At 36.2% G+C, this 17,652-nt stretch carries 15 protein-coding genes; 10 read left to right on the top strand and 5 right to left on the bottom strand.

The genetic code is table 11. From position 1 onward, the window contains the following. Positions 1 to 12 precede the first annotated feature (12 nt). The gene (locus L3V25_RS02200; RefSeq protein WP_237293867.1) at positions 13 to 1,029 is read right to left on the bottom strand and encodes a zinc-binding alcohol dehydrogenase family protein; all 1,017 of its coding nucleotides are present in this window, start codon (positions 1,027 to 1,029) and stop codon (positions 13 to 15) included. Further along, positions 1,029 to 2,465, bottom strand: coding sequence for a mannitol dehydrogenase family protein (locus tag L3V25_RS02195; RefSeq protein WP_237293866.1), 1,437 nt, complete (start codon positions 2,463 to 2,465; stop codon positions 1,029 to 1,031). Before L3V25_RS02195 ends, L3V25_RS02200 begins: the two co-directional genes overlap by 1 nt. A gap of 360 nt (positions 2,466 to 2,825) precedes the next feature. Between L3V25_RS02195 and L3V25_RS02190 the strand changes: the two genes are divergently transcribed. The 3 genes from L3V25_RS02190 (at position 2,826) to L3V25_RS02180 (ending at position 6,497) form a co-directional block, all read left to right on the top strand. Then, the gene (locus L3V25_RS02190; RefSeq protein ID WP_237293865.1) at positions 2,826 to 3,917 is read left to right on the top strand and encodes a mandelate racemase/muconate lactonizing enzyme family protein; all 1,092 of its coding nucleotides are present in this window, start codon (positions 2,826 to 2,828) and stop codon (positions 3,915 to 3,917) included. A 132-nt stretch (positions 3,918 to 4,049) separates the two neighbouring features. Beyond that, positions 4,050 to 5,063 (top strand): substrate-binding domain-containing protein, encoded by a 1,014-nt coding sequence (locus tag L3V25_RS02185; protein WP_237293864.1) that lies wholly within the window; start codon positions 4,050 to 4,052, stop codon positions 5,061 to 5,063. Positions 5,064 to 5,249: 186 nt separating this feature from the next. After that, entirely contained in the window at positions 5,250 to 6,497 is a 1,248-nt protein-coding gene (locus L3V25_RS02180) for a hypothetical protein (protein WP_237293863.1), read from the top strand. Between the two features lie 76 nt (positions 6,498 to 6,573). Here the strand turns inward: L3V25_RS02180 and L3V25_RS02175 are convergent, their stop codons facing one another. The 3 genes from L3V25_RS02175 to L3V25_RS02165 all read right to left on the bottom strand — a co-directional run bounded on the left by L3V25_RS02175 (position 6,574) and on the right by L3V25_RS02165 (position 8,883). Further along, positions 6,574 to 7,212: a 2-dehydro-3-deoxy-6-phosphogalactonate aldolase gene (locus L3V25_RS02175; protein WP_237293862.1), complete on the bottom strand. Its 639-nt coding sequence runs from the start codon at positions 7,210 to 7,212 to the stop codon at positions 6,574 to 6,576. After that, on the bottom strand, positions 7,184 to 8,101 hold the full coding sequence (locus L3V25_RS02170) for a 2-dehydro-3-deoxygalactonokinase (protein WP_237293861.1): 918 nt from the start codon (positions 8,099 to 8,101) through the stop codon (positions 7,184 to 7,186). The genes L3V25_RS02175 and L3V25_RS02170 overlap by 29 nt, the downstream gene beginning before the upstream one ends. A 65-nt stretch (positions 8,102 to 8,166) precedes the next feature. Continuing rightward, the gene (locus tag L3V25_RS02165; protein WP_237293860.1) at positions 8,167 to 8,883 is read right to left on the bottom strand and encodes an IclR family transcriptional regulator; all 717 of its coding nucleotides are present in this window, start codon (positions 8,881 to 8,883) and stop codon (positions 8,167 to 8,169) included. A 365-nt stretch (positions 8,884 to 9,248) separates the two neighbouring features. Here L3V25_RS02165 and L3V25_RS02160 point away from each other — a divergent pair, with 365 nt between their 5' ends. The 7 genes from L3V25_RS02160 to L3V25_RS02130 all read left to right on the top strand — a co-directional run bounded on the left by L3V25_RS02160 (position 9,249) and on the right by L3V25_RS02130 (position 17,616). Continuing rightward, positions 9,249 to 10,586: an MFS transporter gene (locus tag L3V25_RS02160; RefSeq protein WP_237293859.1), complete on the top strand. Its 1,338-nt coding sequence runs from the start codon at positions 9,249 to 9,251 to the stop codon at positions 10,584 to 10,586. A 6-nt stretch (positions 10,587 to 10,592) separates the two neighbouring features. Then, positions 10,593 to 11,756, top strand: a complete 1,164-nt coding sequence (locus L3V25_RS02155; RefSeq protein WP_237293858.1) for a mandelate racemase/muconate lactonizing enzyme family protein — start codon at positions 10,593 to 10,595, stop codon at positions 11,754 to 11,756. A gap of 429 nt (positions 11,757 to 12,185) precedes the next feature. Next, positions 12,186 to 13,025 (top strand): 5-dehydro-4-deoxy-D-glucuronate isomerase, encoded by an 840-nt coding sequence (gene kduI, locus L3V25_RS02150; protein WP_237293857.1) that lies wholly within the window; start codon positions 12,186 to 12,188, stop codon positions 13,023 to 13,025. A 42-nt stretch (positions 13,026 to 13,067) separates the two neighbouring features. Beyond that, positions 13,068 to 14,048: a TRAP transporter substrate-binding protein gene (locus tag L3V25_RS02145; protein ID WP_237293856.1), complete on the top strand. Its 981-nt coding sequence runs from the start codon at positions 13,068 to 13,070 to the stop codon at positions 14,046 to 14,048. Between the two features lie 52 nt (positions 14,049 to 14,100). Then, complete coding sequence (locus L3V25_RS02140) at positions 14,101 to 14,622, top strand: TRAP transporter small permease (RefSeq protein ID WP_237293855.1); 522 nt, start codon at positions 14,101 to 14,103, stop codon at positions 14,620 to 14,622. Beyond that, positions 14,622 to 15,929 (top strand): TRAP transporter large permease, encoded by a 1,308-nt coding sequence (locus tag L3V25_RS02135; protein ID WP_237293854.1) that lies wholly within the window; start codon positions 14,622 to 14,624, stop codon positions 15,927 to 15,929. The genes L3V25_RS02140 and L3V25_RS02135 overlap by 1 nt, the downstream gene beginning before the upstream one ends. 235 nt (positions 15,930 to 16,164) lie before the next feature. Then, complete coding sequence (locus L3V25_RS02130; protein ID WP_237293853.1) at positions 16,165 to 17,616, top strand: aldehyde dehydrogenase family protein; 1,452 nt, start codon at positions 16,165 to 16,167, stop codon at positions 17,614 to 17,616. Positions 17,617 to 17,652: the final 36 nt, after the last annotated feature.

Below are 17,652 nucleotides of genomic sequence, written 5' to 3'. Positions count from 1 at the left end.
TTTATTATCCTCTTAAAAATTAATTACGCCTTTAATCATTTCTTTATTACTTACAACTTCAGTGCTGTAAATATTACCAACTGTTCCAAAATCGAAAGATTTATTAATCATCATATCTGCAGATATTTTTTTATCAGCCATTAAACTCAACACTGTTTCAAAATCTTCAATTGTTGCATTTCGGCTACTTAATAATGTTGTTTCTTTTTTATGGAACGTTGGATCATCTAGCTCTAAATTACCAATATATAAACCAATGAAAACAATCTTTCCACCATGTCTAATCAATTCAACCGATTTAGACATTGAGTGCTTATTACCCGTTGCATCCATTACCGTATCAGCAAGAACACCACCAAACATTTCGCTTAAATTATCAACGTAATTTTCTTCCATTGGGTTAATAGATTTAACTCCAACACTTGTTTCAATATGAGCTCTACGAGATGCATCGATATCAGCAACAACTACATTTGCGCCTTCCGCCTTTGCAATGGCAGCTGCGGCTAAACCAATAGGGCCAGCACCAACAACAAGTACATTTTCATCATTTTTAATATCTGCACGACGCGACGCATGTGCACTAATTGCAAAACACTCGACTACTGAAGCAGCTGAAGAATCAACACCTTGTGGAACTTTCACTAAGTTGTTTTCTTTTACCGCAAGATATTCTGAAAACCCACCATCTTGGTGTACACCATAAAGAGAAACACTTTCACAACAATTCGTTCTGCCATCATGACAGGCAGGACACTCACCACAAGGTACACAAGGAATCACAACATAACGTTCACCTTGTTCAATCTTTGAACATTCCTCACCTAAATGAGCTGCAGTACCGCAAATCTCGTGTCCTAAAACGCGCGGATAGCTAAAGAAGGGTTGATTACCTGTGTATGCATGAATATCAGTACCGCAAATGCCAACAGAGTTAATTTTTAGCAGGACTTCATCAGGAGCTGCTTTTGGTTGACTACGTTCTACATATTCAATTTTATTTGGTTCAGTTAAGATAAGTGTTTTCATTATTTTGTCTCCAATAAAGTATTTAATAAGCCTTCCGTACCATTTTCTTCAATAGTCATAAACATATTTCGGATGACTTCCAATAATTCATTATTTTTAATTAAAGATGTAGGAAAAACATCTTCTAAGTTGATTAATTTATTAAACTTTTCTTCTGCACTTTGCGCATCATTTAATGTCAATCTTATTTTTTCTTGTAGTGGATCAATAAATGTTTCGTTTTGAGAAACATATTGCATCCAAGCCGCAATCATTGCTGGTGTGTATTTAGCTATTTTCCCACGATTAAATAACTCAAGAATTGGTTCAATCCCTCTCTGTACTATTTTTTGAGAGCTATCTTGAATAATCTGTGCCGTCATATGACGTACATTTTCATTACTAAAGCGATGTAACAATAAATCAGCGTATTCTTCCAAGTTCTCATTTAATTTAGGAGATAAAGAGGCAGCTTGATCTTCAATCATCATTTTTCTTACAACTGCCCGCAATTGGGAATGCTGCATTGTTTCGAAAATATAAGTAATTCCCATCAATTGACTCATGCATGAAAGAAACGTATGAGAACCATTAAGCATCCTTAATTTCATTTCTTCGTAAATAGCAACATCATTCGTAAATGTCGCACCAGCTAAGTGCCAATCTGGTTTTTCACCTACAAATTGATCTTCAATAACCCATTGACGAAACTCTTCACAAACAATACCAGTCAAGTCTCTTCTACCCGTTTCTGATTCAATTAAATCTAATGATTCTTCAGTAATAGCGGGAACAATACGGTCAACCATACTTGATGGGAATTTGACTTCATCTCTTATAAATTTAGCTAATTCAGGATCTAATTCCGTCGAGAAATCAATAACAGCATCACCTAATAAAACGCCATTTTCTGAGATATTGTCACACGATAGAATAGTAAATGGCTTTAAGCCCAATTCCCTTCTACGCTTAATTGCGAGTGTCAGCAGACCAATAGCTGATTTTGGTGTGTCAATATTATTCAAATCATATTGAATCAGCTCATTCTGCATATCTAGCTTTCTAGTCTGCATGTTGGCACAATAACCTTTTTCAGTAATGGTTAACGTAACCACATTAACTGAGCTTTTACATAACATATCAATTGCAGGTTGAATACCGTCTTTCGGTGCATGTACAGCTTCCGTAATAGTTCTAACAAGACGAGAAGTAGTTTGTTCAGCACTCGTTTCAACAACTGTAAAATTATTTGAATAATCAATCATATAATCAGTGATAGTGGAATCACCAAATAAATTAATTTCACCAATTCCCCAGGTCGCTTTACCATCTTGAGCAAGTTTTTCATTCATTAAATCGTTATAAACTGCTTGATGTCCACGATGAAATGCACCGAATCCAATATGGACAATGCGGGTATCCATTTCACTTTTGTCATACGTTGTTTGTAAAATCATTTTCAAGCCTTCATTATCAATGACCAATGCATAATTTATACACCTGTGGGATACAAATTTCCACACAAAAACCAACCAAAGCAAACAAATTGGCCAACCAATTATGAGTGCATCAATGCAGTCTGTTGATTTTTAAGTAAAAAACAAAAAATCAAGTTATAAGAAATTATGAAGTTTGTGATCAAACACTAACAATCATTGGTTTTTTGGTTGACCGAAAATAAAGGTGAGAGTAAATTTCAACTATTAAAGTTACCATTTGATAACAGTTTCTCTTGATTGCCTTTTGTTTTGGCTCCCACACAAAGGTCAACCAATTAATCACTTATGAATAAAATACATTATTTGAAAAGGTAATAAATGAATACTCACATTAAACGTATTGATACCAAGCTCTTTCATGTTCCTTTAGCAGAAGTTTTAACTGATGCAAAACATGGAGATCACACTCACTTCGAATTAATCACCACAACCATCACATTAGAAGACGGTTCTCAAGGTACCGGTTATACCTATACTGGTGGAAAAGGCGGATTTGCGATAAAAGCAATGATCGACCATGATTTAGCTGAAGTATTACAAGGTAAAGATGCTTGTAATATTGAAGATATCTTTGATTTTATGGAATGGCATTTACATTATGTGGGTCGTGGTGGAATTGCATCATTTGCAGTCTCAGCTATCGATATTGCGTTATGGGACTTAAAAGGTAAGAGAGAAAATCTACCTTTATGGAAAATGGCGGGAGGTAAAGACAATACTTGTAAAGCATATTGTGGAGGGATTGACCTTGCCTTTCCGTTACCTAAATTATTAGACAGTATTCAAGGCTATCTAGATTCAGGCTTTAATGCAGTAAAAATAAAAATTGGTCAAAAAGATCTCAATGCAGATATTGCTCGTATTAAAGCAGTACGCGAGTTAATTGGTCCCGACATTACTTTTATGATAGATGCCAACTATTCATTAAGTATCGAAGATGCTATTTGGTTATCTAAACAAGTTGAGCAATATGATATCACTTGGTTTGAAGAGCCAACACTTCCTGATAATTATAAAGGCTTTGCTGAAATTGCAGACAATACTTCTATCCCACTCGCAATGGGTGAGAATTTACATACCATTCATGAATTCGGATACGCTGTTGATCAAGCAAAACTTGGATATTGTCAACCAGATGCTTCAAATTGCTGTGGTATCACGGGTTGGTTGCAAGCAGCAGATCTTTTAACTCAACATAAAATTCCAGTTTGTAGTCATGGAATGCAGGAATTACATGTGAGCTTAGTATCTGCTTACGAGAAAGGTTGGTTAGAAGTTCATAGCTTCCCAATTGACCAATATACAACTCGCCCTTTAGTTGTAAATAACTTTAGAGCAGTCGCATCTGATGAGCCTGGCATTGGCGTCACTTTTGATTGGGATAAACTCAACGAATATGAAGTTAAATAATTGACAAACACAATGCCGGAACTCATTATGTTTCGGCATTTCCTTCCTCAAAAATCTACCTATTTCACACCTTTAAACGAAAAAAAGTGTAAAATACTAATCTAATATCCATCCAAAAAAGCAACGAAAACTATGTCTACAATTAAAGACGTCGCAAAAGAAGCAAATGTTTCAATTGCAACCGTTTCTCGAGTCATCAATAAATCTCCTAAAGCGAGTAAAGCTTCGATTGAATCAGTTACATTAGCGATGAAAAAATTGGGTTATAGACCGAATGCGGCAGCGAGAGCTTTAGTTAGTCAATCAACTCAAACCATGGGCGTTTTAGTTGGTGATGTATCAGATCCTTTCTTTGGTTCAATGGTAAAAGCAATTGATACCATTGCATGCCAAAAAGGTAAGCATCTACTCATTGGGAATGGATACCACTCCGCAAAAAAAGAAAGAGAAGTCATTGAGTTACTTATAAATAACCGCTGTGAATCTCTTGTAATACACAGTAAAAGTTTGAGTAGTGATGAGCTATTAGGTTTTGCTCGCGAAGCGCCTGGCATGGTGTTAATTAACCGATTTATACCAGAGATATCAGATAGATGTATTGCCTTAGATAACCACCGAGGCTCTTACCTTGCCACAGAGTTGTTAATAAAAAATGGCCATAAGCATATAGGCTATATTTGCTCTAACCATGATATTGAAGATACCGAACAACGTAAAGCCGGCTACCTACAAGCTTTACAGGATAACGACCTTACAGCTTCAGAAACTTATATTGAATATGGAAGTCCCGATGAAGAAGGTGGTGAACTTGCCATTACTAACCTTTTAGCAAAAGGTTTACCAATAACAGCAATTGCTGCATATAACGATCACATGGCTGCAGGTACATTGTCTGTATTAGAAGAAAATAATTTCACCATTCCAACTGATATATCAATAATTGGTTTTGATAACAGCCTGATTTCTAAATATTTAAACCCTAAACTGACCACCGTTCGATATCCCATTCAAATGATGGCAGAAAAAGCAGCTTGTTTGGCTCTGAAATTAGCAAATAAAATAGAAGCTAAACCAGATACAACCATTTTTGTACCGACTATTGTCAAACGCTCATCTGTTAGAGACATCAGTAAACTTAATCAATAAGCTTCAGTAGCCTTTGTATTCTGTTATAAAGGCCCTTTCCTTAATCACTTCCCCCTACGCAGCATAATTAACAACCAACAAATGAAAACGTATACACCGATCACAGATATAAACATCTAAATTGGCTCAAACAGTAATGTGGCGATACATTGAACAATAAGGATCACGCAATACAATTGAGGGAACATGAAAAAATCATTTACATTATCAATGATCACATTAGTTTTATTTGGATGTAATAGCTCAGGAGGAAACAGTGATAATAATTCAAGTCCTGAACCAATAACGAATAATAATGGCGTAACTATTAGTAAACCAGGTTCACGATCAATTACTAAAATTACAGATATTTCTCGTTTTGGTTATAAAGATCAAAGTTATGATCCAAGTAATCTTTCAGCCCTTCCTATCCCTGCTTATCCAGGAGAAGATAAGCAATGGGTAAAAGATAGTGACTTATCTGATGACTTTGAATATACATTTTCAGCCACCTCAAATCGGTCCAATTTTGGGGGAGATAAAAATAATAAATGGTATAATTTTTACCATCAAGAATGGGATGGCCCTGGGGCAACTTATTGGCAAGAAGATCATGTAGCCGTCCAAAATGGCAACCTAGAAATAAGTGTCTCTCGAAATAGTCGTACCGATAAACAAAATAAACCAGGTGTCACAGCCGGGTGTATATCTTCACATCAACAAGTTCAGTATCCCGTATTTGTTGAAGCAAGCGTGAGTTTAGCTGATATTTCTTTGGCCTCTGCAGTTTGGTTATTAAGCCCTGATGACACACAAGAAATTGATATTTTAGAAGCTTATGCAGGGGCTGATAATGGAAATGACTACTTTTCGAAAATGATTCATTTGAGTCACCACTCTTTTATTCGAGAACCTTTTCAAGACTACCAACCAAGAGACGAAAATAGCTGGTGGAAAAGTGATATCAGTGGCTTTAACAGTTGGGGGGAATATGGATGGAATGGTGGAAATCGCCAATACATCCAAATTGGTGTCAATTGGGTAAACCCTTATCATTTTGAGTATTATATCAATGGTGAACTAGTTCGTGTCGTTTACAATAATGCATTTGCAACCAAACAATATGGTGAATGGGTTTACTCATATCCTAAAGTTGATAGTGATAATAATCTAGTTATAGAGGGTTATCAAAATGTCGATATTTATGCGAAAAGCACAAATGATTTTGACTTTAATACTTTAAAAGCAGCAAGTGAACAATCTCCTGCATCCGTAATCGATCCACTAAACTATCAAAATGGTAAAGGATTTTATAAACCTGCGGATATCATTATCAATATGGAACTTCAATCCTGGTGGACAAATGACCCAACAGATTCAGATTTAGCGGATACTAGTGGTAAAAATAAAACATTAGTTGATTGGGTTCGAGTTTTTAAGCCTATAGAAAAGTAATTTATAGCGTTGCCCTCAAATGGCTGAGGGCTTTTATTGAAAATAGTGAGTTTATTAAAGTTCTTCTTTTTACTTTTTATGATAGAGATAACTTGTAGTTATCAATAAAAGATCTAGCGTTCATACGAACCTCTTCATCAGTGAGTTCAGGGTGGTATAAAGAAGCACCTAGCCCAAAACCTGACGCACCTAGTTCAAGATATGGTTTCATACTTTCTACCGTTGGATTAATCCCACCAACAGGAAAACAAGCTGTTTCATTTGGAATCACTGATTTCAATGCCTTAAAACCATTTAACCCTATAACAGATACGGGGAAAAGCTTTAATCCTGTAGCTCCAGCCGCCAAAGCTGAAAACGCTTCTGTTGGTGTCATAACTCCGGGAAGAGTTACACACCCCGCTTCTACGCAAATCTTAATAACTTCTTCATTGACATTAGGAGTCACAACCAAACTTGCACCTACTTGAATGACATCCTTCGCTAAGGATGCTGTAGTCACAGTACCAGCTCCAATTAAATAATCTTCACCGAATTCATTAACTAAAAGTTTTATACTTTTTAATGCATCAGGGCTATTTAATGGAACTTCGATCATCGTGAAGCCCTCATCTATCAAGATCTGAGTAATTCTCACGGCATCATTAGGCTTTATACCACGAATTATTGCAATCAATGGTAAATGTTCACATAAGTTGAAGCTTTGATTTCTCATTAGTCATTACCTTTTTAATTTGAAACATTCCTGTAAGAAAGGCTTCATCTCCGCTTAAAATAGTCGTTTTTATATTCAAAATTTCACATGCTTGTGCATAACGTTGACATAATAATTCTCCTCCGACTAAGTAAACACTCTCAGACTTTAAAGTTTTTAACTCTTGGCCTATCAATAAACCAGAAAGATACTCTAGAACCTCATGTTCTTTCAAAATAGAGAATAACCTATTAGTTCGAACAAGAAATAATTTACTTGTAAAATCAGAGCCCCCACTATCTTTAATACCTTTTTTAAAAGCAAAAGTTGATGATATTTGTTCAGGCAATTCTTTACCCAAAATTGAATATTCAGAGAGTATAGAATATAGCTCTCCCGTCATAAATGTTGAAAAACATTCAACTTTATTATTAATAATAACTATATGCTTACTATGAGTACCTGGGAAAATAGCTATACAGTTTTTTTCCTGATGAAGACTCTGTAATCCAAATAACTGGACTTCCTCCCCCCGCATAACATCAAAACATCCATCTTTCCGTTCATAACTAATTCCTGGAATAAAATATGCGGTAGATCCCCATGGAAGATCCAATTCAATCCTATTATTAATCAGATCATTGATAAGAACAGGCGTCTCAACATAAGGCACATTTACCCAGCCTTGAGCTGAACCCACCATTCCTGCCATATATATAGGTAAATCATGATAATTTGATAACCAACGACTAAGAATATTTTTTAACTCAGATTGAAAATCTTCTCTTTTAATATTAAGCAATCCACGTTTCAGCTCTATAGTATCTAATAATTCATCATTAAGACCTATAGCAAATGCTCTAAAATTTGTTGTTCCCCAATCAATAATTAACCATTGTACCTCTTTCATTTGTACACCTTAGATTAACAAAAATAATAAACAATATCGAAAAATAAAAAACCAAAATATAGGCATTAGTTTAAATCATTAGAAATCTTATGACAAAATTCAGAAATAATAGTTCTTAGTTCCATCATTCTTGATGCTGGCATGTATTCTTTAACGCTTGTAACAGATATCGCGGCAATAATATTTCCATACTTATTTCTAATAGGGACAGCAACACAACGAACGAGATCTTCATTATCTTCTAAATCATAGCTATATCCCTTACGAGAGTATTCATACATCCTATCCATCAATGAATTTACTTCATGATTTGTTTGTGTAGAGATAAGTCTTTGCCACTCAGTTTTCGGCATATCGAGCATTAAAGCTTTCCCAACACCTGTTGCCGCCATTGGTAACCTATCTCCTACTTTGGACCGCATTTGGATATGTCGCTCTCCAGGAATCTTATCCAAATAAAACACTTCATCTTCATCTTTAATACCTAGATGAACCGTTTCTTTCGTTAAAGATGATAATTCTCTTAAATACGGTTTTGCTATTTCTTTTAAAGGCATATCTTCTTGTGCTTGAATCCCTAATTGAATCATCCTTGTACCTAACACCAAGCCTATACCATGAACTTCTCGTACATATCTAGCATAAATCAAGCCTTGTAATATTCGATGAACGGTAGATTTAGGTAAATTGGTATATTCACAAATTCCTTTTAAGTGACGATGACCATCGGCAATAGCATCTATTACAACAAATGCTTTAAGTAATGCTTGATTTCCATTCATATATATTTTCCCTACCAAGTTAGAACAATCCTTGCATGTTCATTTCTCTTATAATGTGATCTTTATCATGGTTCCAATTTTACAACCCACTATCCCACATGGTGGGAACAAAGAAAACCTCCCACAATGTGGAACTATTACGTCATATTTATAGAACTGTGTCTAGATCACAAAATCCTTAATATTTATAGTCATAATAACCAAACAACCCATTAAAATAAAAACTATAAGTTTGATAATGAATTTACTTTAAAATCCCACATTCCGAAAAATAAACATTATGGATAACAAATGATAAATAGATCACACTTAAATTAACGTGAATATAATAAAGCCAATACCACCAATATAAAAAGGGATAACCCATGGAATCATCAAATACAGCCTCTATAGAAATAAAAGACAAACCAATAACGAGAAAACGATTCTTCGTTATCTTTCTTTTGTTTATTACAGTAATAATTAACTATTTAGATCGTGTAAATTTATCTATCGCCGCTCCAGCTATGATGGAAGAACTATCTTTAACAAAAGAGCAAATTGGATGGTTATTCTCAGCTTGGGGAATGTCATATGCTTTATTTCAAATACCAGCAGGATGGTTAGTAGATAAGTTTAAACCAAAATATTTTTTAACCACCATTTTAATTTCTTGGTCTATTGCGACTATTTTTATCGGTTTTGCTTCTGGTTTTTTCCTTATAGTTGCCTTACGCTTTATTATTGGCATGTTTGAAGCTCCAAGCTATCCTATAAATAATAAAATCGTAACCTCTTGGGTTCCAGAAAATGAAAGAGCATCTTCAATTGCTGTATATACTTCAGCCCAATTTGTTGGCCTTGCTTTTTTTGCTCCAGTACTTGGTTGGATAATTACACACTATTCATGGCATATGGTTTTCATTGTAACAGGTGGGATTGGACTTATTTGGGCTATAGTTTACTTTTTTACTTATCATGAGCCCAAAGAACACCCTACAATCTCTGAAAGTGAAATTAAATACTTAAGTGACAACGGTGCTCTCGTAGAAAACAATATTGAAAATTCAACATCAAAAAATAATATTATTGATAAAAGTTCATTTTGGGTTGATTTAAAATATATTTGTACGCGTAGAAAAATTATTGGCTTATGTATTGGTCAATTTGCTCTTGGCAGTGCCACTATTTTTTTCCTTACCTGGTTCCCTACTTATTTAGTTGAATACCATAACATGTCATTCATCAAAGCAGGTTTTATGGCCTCTTTACCATTCCTATGTGGATTCTTAGGCGTACTATGTTCTGGCTTCACTTCAGATTTTTTATTACGTAAAGGTTTCAGTCTTGCCGTTTCCAGAAAACTCCCTATTATCACAGGCCTTGTATTAACCAGTAGTATCATTGGTGCAGAGTTTTTCCAATCAACCACAATGGTTGTTACTTTTATGTCAATTGCGTTCTTTGCAACAGGGTTAGCCTCTATCACTTGGTCACTTGTTTCTTCACTCGCTCCAAAACGCCTAATTGGCTTAACTGGTGGTGTATTTAATTTTGTTGGAGGACTATCAGCTGTTATCACCCCTGCCGTAATTGGATATTTAGCCGGAAATGATAGTTTTTTCTATCCACTCGTGTTTATTTGCACTTTAAGCATTATAGGCGCTCTCTCATACATATTCTTAATCGGTAAAGTTGAACGAATTTCAGATAATAAAGAGTAGGTAAATATGAAAATAACAAAAATCACACCTTATATTATTCAAGTTGGGATCAGAGATCAGCTGCTAGTGAAAATTGAAACAGATGATGGGTATTACGGCTGGGGAGAGTCTGGCTTATCGAGCCGAGAACGAACAGTAGCCCAACTTATTGAACAATTCTCTCACTTCCTTGTTGGTCAAGATCCAATGAACACAGGCAGAATATGGCAAGAGTGTTATCGTTCTCATTATTTTGAAGGTGGCCGAGTCACAACAGCAGCTATATCTGCTATTGATATAGCTTTACATGACATTAAAGGTAAATTTCTTGGAGTCCCTGTTTATCAACTTCTAGGAGGTAAGCAAAGAAGTAAAGTCAAAGCTTTCGCTACTGTGCCAAATGATACACATGAAGCCATGCTTGAAAAAGCCCTCAAAATAAAAGGGCTTGGCTGGGATTGTATCCGATTTGTGGGTCATGGCATTGATTACGCAATGGAAGGAATTTTAGAGTGGGAACCGATTGAAGCAACAGCAAAAACCATTCCTTTACTTATTGATGCACGCAAACAGTTAGGCAATGATGTTGTTATTGGCCTGGAGTTTCATCATCGTTTATCTGTTGCAGAAGCTGCATCTTTTTGCCAGAAACTTCCAAGAGGCACATTAGACTTTTTAGAAGAAGCTATCAGGGATGAAACTCCTGAAGCTTATGAACAATTAAGAAGCTTGACTGATGTTCCTTTTGCGATTGGTGAAGAATTCTCGTCAAAATGGCAATTCTTACCTTATATAGAGCGTGGAATCTTACAATATAATCGTCTGGACATATGTAATGTGGGTGGTTTTACAGAAGCGATGAAAGTTGCAGGTTGGAGTGAAGCTCATTACATAGATTTAATGCTACACAACCCACTAGGACCAATTTGTACTGCAGCATCCGTTCATTTTGCTGCGGCAATTCCTAACTTCGCTTGGGTTGAAAGTAGAGTATCTCCAATTGAAAACCTTGGTTATGATAATCCTGAACTATTTCCAATACAGCCCAAACTAATCGGAAACTGTTACGAAATTCCTGAAACCCCAGGTTTAGGTATTGAAGTTAATGAAGATATGTTAAAAGAAGGGAAGTCAGCTAATTGGGAATGCCCTCATTTGATTCGCATGGACGGTAGCATTCAAAACTGGTAAATCCATTATTCAATCAGCTCTGGAGAGCTATACTTCCAGAGCTTTTTTCTCGCTATAAATTCATATATAAATATAAATTCACAATAAGACGGAATTAAACCACAAACACCTCATATATACCCCTAACAACCCACCCACAATTGGCAAACCAAATATCACAACAAACCTTCTTAATAATCAACACCTTAAAAAGAAAGATCCAATTATAAACAAGAAAACAAAAACTAAACCCTCACATTACATATAAAAATAGAATGTGATCTGGTAAACAAAAAGAAACATACCATACCAAACTCAAATAATTGGTATTAGAACTGTGACTATAGTCACTACACGTATGAGTATTTGTTTGTTAACTTCAAGAATCATTCACTGGTTAAATGCTTTAACTAGTCAGATAGACATCTAGTGATTAATAAAAGGGACAATATGAAAGTCAATTATAATAACAACCCTAGAGACTCTAGGGCATATGATACCGAGCGATTACGAGATGAATACCTAACGGAAACGATGTTCAAAGAGGATGATATTGTTTCTGTATATAGTCATATTGACCGAATTGTTATTTTAGGTGTATTACCAAAGAATGAGGATTTAGAACTCGATAAATTCATAAATAATAAAGATTTTGGCGTGGATTTCTTTCTACAGCGCCGTGAGTTTGGATTGATAAATTTAGGTGGAAAGGCACAAGTAAAAACCAAAAGCGAATCTTATAATTTAGACTATTTAGATGGGCTATATTTAGGAATGTCTACTGAAAATGTGGAATTTTGCTCATTAGATATTAACAATCCAGCACTACTCTATTGCATTAGCGCACCAGCCCATCATCAATATCCTTCCCGCGTAATTAAACAATCGGAAGCTAATTACATCGATCTTGGCGTTCAAGTGCATTCAAATGAACGTATTATCCGTCAATATCTCCATCCAGATGTGTTACCAACATGTCAATTATCAATGGGTGTCACTTGTTTAAAAGAAGGCAGCGTATGGAATACGATGCCTCCACATACTCATGAACGTCGCATGGAAGCTTATTTCTATTTTGACGTAAAACCTCAACAAGTTGTATTTCATATGATGGGAGAACCAGAAGAAACACGTCACGTTGTCATGAGAAATCATCAAATGATTTTATCACCAAGTTGGTCAATTCACTCAGGCTGTGGTACTCAAAATTATAGTTTTATTTGGGGTATGTTGGGTGAAAATCAAACTTTCGATGATATGGATTTTGTTGATATGAATACCATTAAATAAATCAAATAATAATAATATTTCATACCATAACGGAGTATATCAATGAAACACTTAAAATTATTACCTCTTACTATCGCTTTAACCGGAGCTCTTGGATTTCTATCATCAGCCCAAGCAGCAACTGAAATTAAAGCCGCTTTTAACCAGTCTGATAAACACCCTCAATATCGCGCGCTTGCAGAATTTGGTAAGAAATTTGAATCAGAAACTGATGGTCGTTATAAAGTATCTATTTTTCCAAATGAGCTTCTAGGTGATCAACGTGCATCTTTAGAGTTAGTACAACATGGTGCTATACAAATGGCTATCGTCGCCAACCCATTAGTTGAAAACTACAATAAAAACTTCAGCATAATTGGCCTTCCTTATGTATATACGGGTTATGATCATCAGGAAAAAGTATTCACATCAGGTGTATTAGATGACCTTTTTCAAGAAACGACCAAAATGGGCTTTGAAATTGTCGCGGCCTATACTGGCGGTGCTCGCTCAATTTACTCGAAAGCCGGTCCCGTAAATACGATTGCTGATATGAAAGGCAAAAAAATTCGGGTCATGCAATCAGACACTATGATCAAAACTTTAGAGTGTATGGGAGGCCAAGGCGTTCCGATGGGGCAAGGTGAAGTTTACTCAGCTATTCAACAAGGTGTTCTTGATGGCGCTGAAAATAGTGAAATTACTTATTACGATTTAAAACAATATGAAGTGGCTGGTTATTACTCTGCAACACAGCATTTAATGGTTCCTGACTTGGTAGTAGCAAGTACGACATTTTTAGACAGTATGTCAAAAGAAGATCGTGACCTATTTAAAAAGCTAGCAAAAGATAGCGTAAAGTCAGAATTTAAATTATGGAAAGATCAGATCCAGGTGTCGATAGAAGCAGCTAAAGCAAAAGGCGCGAAATTCAATACCGTGAATATCCAACCGTTTGTAGACAGTTGTAAACCATTACAAAATGAGCTGATCAAAACACCTCAACAAAAAGAAATATTCGAAAAAATCACGTCTTTACAGTAAGTCCATCATGAGGGTCAGGACATGACTGACCCTCTTTTTCTGGGACAACAATATGAACAAAAATTTCAACAGTTTTATTCAGCGATTAAATAAGCTCAAAAACACCGTAGATCAGTGCGTCTCATGGTTCCTGATCTCTATAGTGGGTAGCATGACGATACTTGTTACCTATCAAGTCATTATTCGATACATTTTCAATAGTCCAAGTGCATTTAGTGAAGTACTGTCTCGCTATCTTTTTATTTGGCTTATTTTATTTGGGGCTGCTTATGTTTTTGGTCTAAGGGAGCATATGGCAATCACTTTCATCAAAGAAAAATTTAATAAAAAAACTCGAATAATTATCGAAATGGTCATCGAACTCGTCACTGTTATTTTTGCTTATACTGTCATGATATCTGGCGGTTATAGCAGTGCAGCTCGCCAAATGTGGCAAATTGACTCAGCTCTGCAGATCCCAATGGGGACTATTTATGCTGCAATCCCCATATCCGGTGGCTTGATCTTTTTTTACTTTGTATTCAATGAAATGAAATTACTGAATGCGCTGGTTAATGATAAGGAAGTAGTATAATGGATTTAACATTAATGGCCTCACTGGTCATGTTCATCGGAGTATTTTTATTGCTGGTCTTAGGCGCGCCCATTGCTATTGCTGTCGGAATATCTTCCTTTGCTGCTATGACTTGTATTTTGCCTTATCAGGGAGCATTGACAACTTCCGCACAACGTATGTTTGTTGGATTAGATTCATTTGCCTTATTAGCCATTCCATTTTTTATATTAGCCGGCAATATTATGAATAATGGTGGAATCGCCATAAGACTCATTAACTTTTCTAAAATAATTAGTAATTTTTTTCCTGCTCCTTTAGCTCAAACCAATGTGGTATCAAATATGTTATTTGGTTCCATCAGTGGCTCCGGTGTAGCTTCTTGTGCTGCTGTTGGCGGTGTTATGGCACCCATTCAAAAAAAAGAAGGTTACGATCCAAAATTTACTACCGCAGTGAATATCGCCTCAGCCCCAACAGGGATGTTGATCCCTCCATCTAACGCTTTAATTGTTTATGCAACGGTAGCTGGCTCTGTATCCGTATCTGCGTTATTTATCGGTGGCTATGTCCCTGGGATTTTATGGGGGTTGGGAATTATGGTCGTTGCCGCTATTATGGGTAAACGTCTTGGTTATGTGGGTAAAAGCTCATTATCACTCAAAGAATGTATCGAAATTACAATAGCAGCACTACCTAGCTTATCTCTAATTGTAGTTGTCATTGGTGGTATTCTTGGTGGAATATTTACTGCAACCGAAGCTTCAGCAATTGCAGTAGTGTACTCAATGATACTCGGCTTTGGTTATCGACAATTAAAGTTAAGAGACTTACCTACTATTTTTTTAAATACAGCTAAAATGACTGCCATTGTCATCTTTATGATTGGCACCTCTTCAATCATGTCTTGGGTGATGGCATTTACCCAAATACCAAGCATGATCGCAGATGGGTTATTACTACTCACTGACAATCCTATTTTGATATTACTCATTATCAATATTGTTTTATTGTTTATCGGCACATTCATGGATCCCACACCGGCGGTATTAATTTTCACCCCTATATTTTTACCTATTTGTATGGATTTAGGAATGGATCCAATTCAGTTTGGTATTTTAATGATCTTCAACTTATCGTTGGGTACAATTACTCCACCTGTCGGTCCAATACTTTTTACTGGCTGTAAAGTGAGTGGCATTGGGATTGATTCCATTATTAAACCGCTAATCCCATTCTTCATCGTTATTTTTATGATTTTAATGTTAGTAACGTATGTACCCGCTATTTCGATGGCCCTTCCTACCGCATTTGGGTTAGTAATGTGAGATAGTTGCCTAAAAAGTAAGAATGTCGCTGTTTGAAGTTTAATGCGGTATTTGATCTGATAATAAAAAGAGGGCTGGATAATGTTTATATATTCAGACCTCTGCTCTAAAAGCTAATTTCCATATAAATTTAAAATTTATATATGATCTCCAGCACATTTTGCCAACCCCAAAATTGGTACCACCAATAATGGAGGTAATATTCAGTTATCATTTATTGAGAAAGGATATTGAAATGAGCTCTTCGATCACCTATTACCCCTGCTATATAAATGGATCTTGGTTAGATTCATCCAATCACCAGACTTTTGATGTGGTAAATCCAGCCACAGAAGAAGTTTGGGCTAAAGTTCCTGATTGTACAGAGATAGAAGTCAATCTAGCGCTTGAGTCAGCTCATAAAGCTCAAAAAGCATGGCAAATTTTACCTGCTATTCAACGTGGACACTATATTTTCAAATTAGTAGAGGCTTTAAAGCTTAAGCGTGATCATTTTGCACATTTATTAGTTATTGAACAAGGTAAAACCTTAGCAGAAGCTTATGGAGAATTTGACGACACTTTAAATTATTTAACTTACTCTGCAGAAGCCGCTCGTCGTATTCAAGGTGAAATTTTCCCTTCAGATAACCCAAATGAGCAGTTAATGATCACGAAAGTTCCTTATGGTGTCTGTTTGGGTCTATGTGCTTATAACTACCCTCTTGCTCTGATTGGGCGTAAAGTGGGCCCAGCCTTAGTCACCGGAAATACCATTGTGCTTAAAGCGCATGAAGCGACTCCTGTCACCGCTGTAGAATTTTGTAAAGTAGTCGATGACGTAGGTATTCCTGCTGGTGTTATTAATTTAGTTAGTGGTTCCGGTATTAAAGTAAGCTCACACTTAGTAACACACCCACTCACCCGTCTTATTTCTTTAACTGGTAGCACACAAGCAGGACAAGCAATCTATAAATCTGCGGCGGATAACGTTGCAGGTCTTGTACTTGAACTCGGTGGGAAAGCGGCATTTATTGTACTCAAAGATGCAGATATTGAAAAAGCGGCTCAGGCTGCTGTTACCTCACGCTTTGCTAACTGTGGGCAAGTCTGTATCTGTAATGAAATGGTTTTAGTTGAAGATGAAGTTGCCGATGAGTTCATTCAAAAAGTCGCAGAGAAAACTCGACAAATCACTATTGGTAATCCTATGTCTGACGTCAATATGGGGCCCAGTGTAACTCAACAAGGTTTAGATAGAGTGGGAAAATTGGTACAGGCTTCGATTGAGCAAGGCGCAGAAGCTATTGTTGGTGGGGGCCGACCAAGTGGTGCTGAATTCGAAAAAGGATTCTGGTTTGAACCTACCATTCTCACCGGAGTAACCCGTGATATGCCAGTTGTTAAACATGAGCTCTTTGCACCTGTGATGCCTATTATCCGCATTTCTAGTTATGAAGAAGCTTTAGATATAGCCAATGATCGTGAAGATGCCCTTTCTGGTTATCTTTATACTCAAGACATTAATAAGATAATGCACGCATTCAATCACTTTGAAGTCGGCACCATCTTTGTTAACAAACAAATTGTAGGGTACGTTCAAGGATACCATTCTGGACATAAACGCAGTGGTACAGGTGGTGAAGACGGTATTCATGGGCTAGAGAACTACTTACAAAAACGGACCATTTACTGGGATTACAAGTAAAACATGTTATTTCTATAGATATCTGAAATACAAACA

This window comes from Vibrio sp. CK2-1, assembly GCF_021726515.1.
Lineage (GTDB): Bacteria > Pseudomonadota > Gammaproteobacteria > Enterobacterales > Vibrionaceae > Vibrio.
Note: the sequence above shows the minus strand (reverse complement) of the source record. Positions and strands in the feature narration are given on the sequence as shown.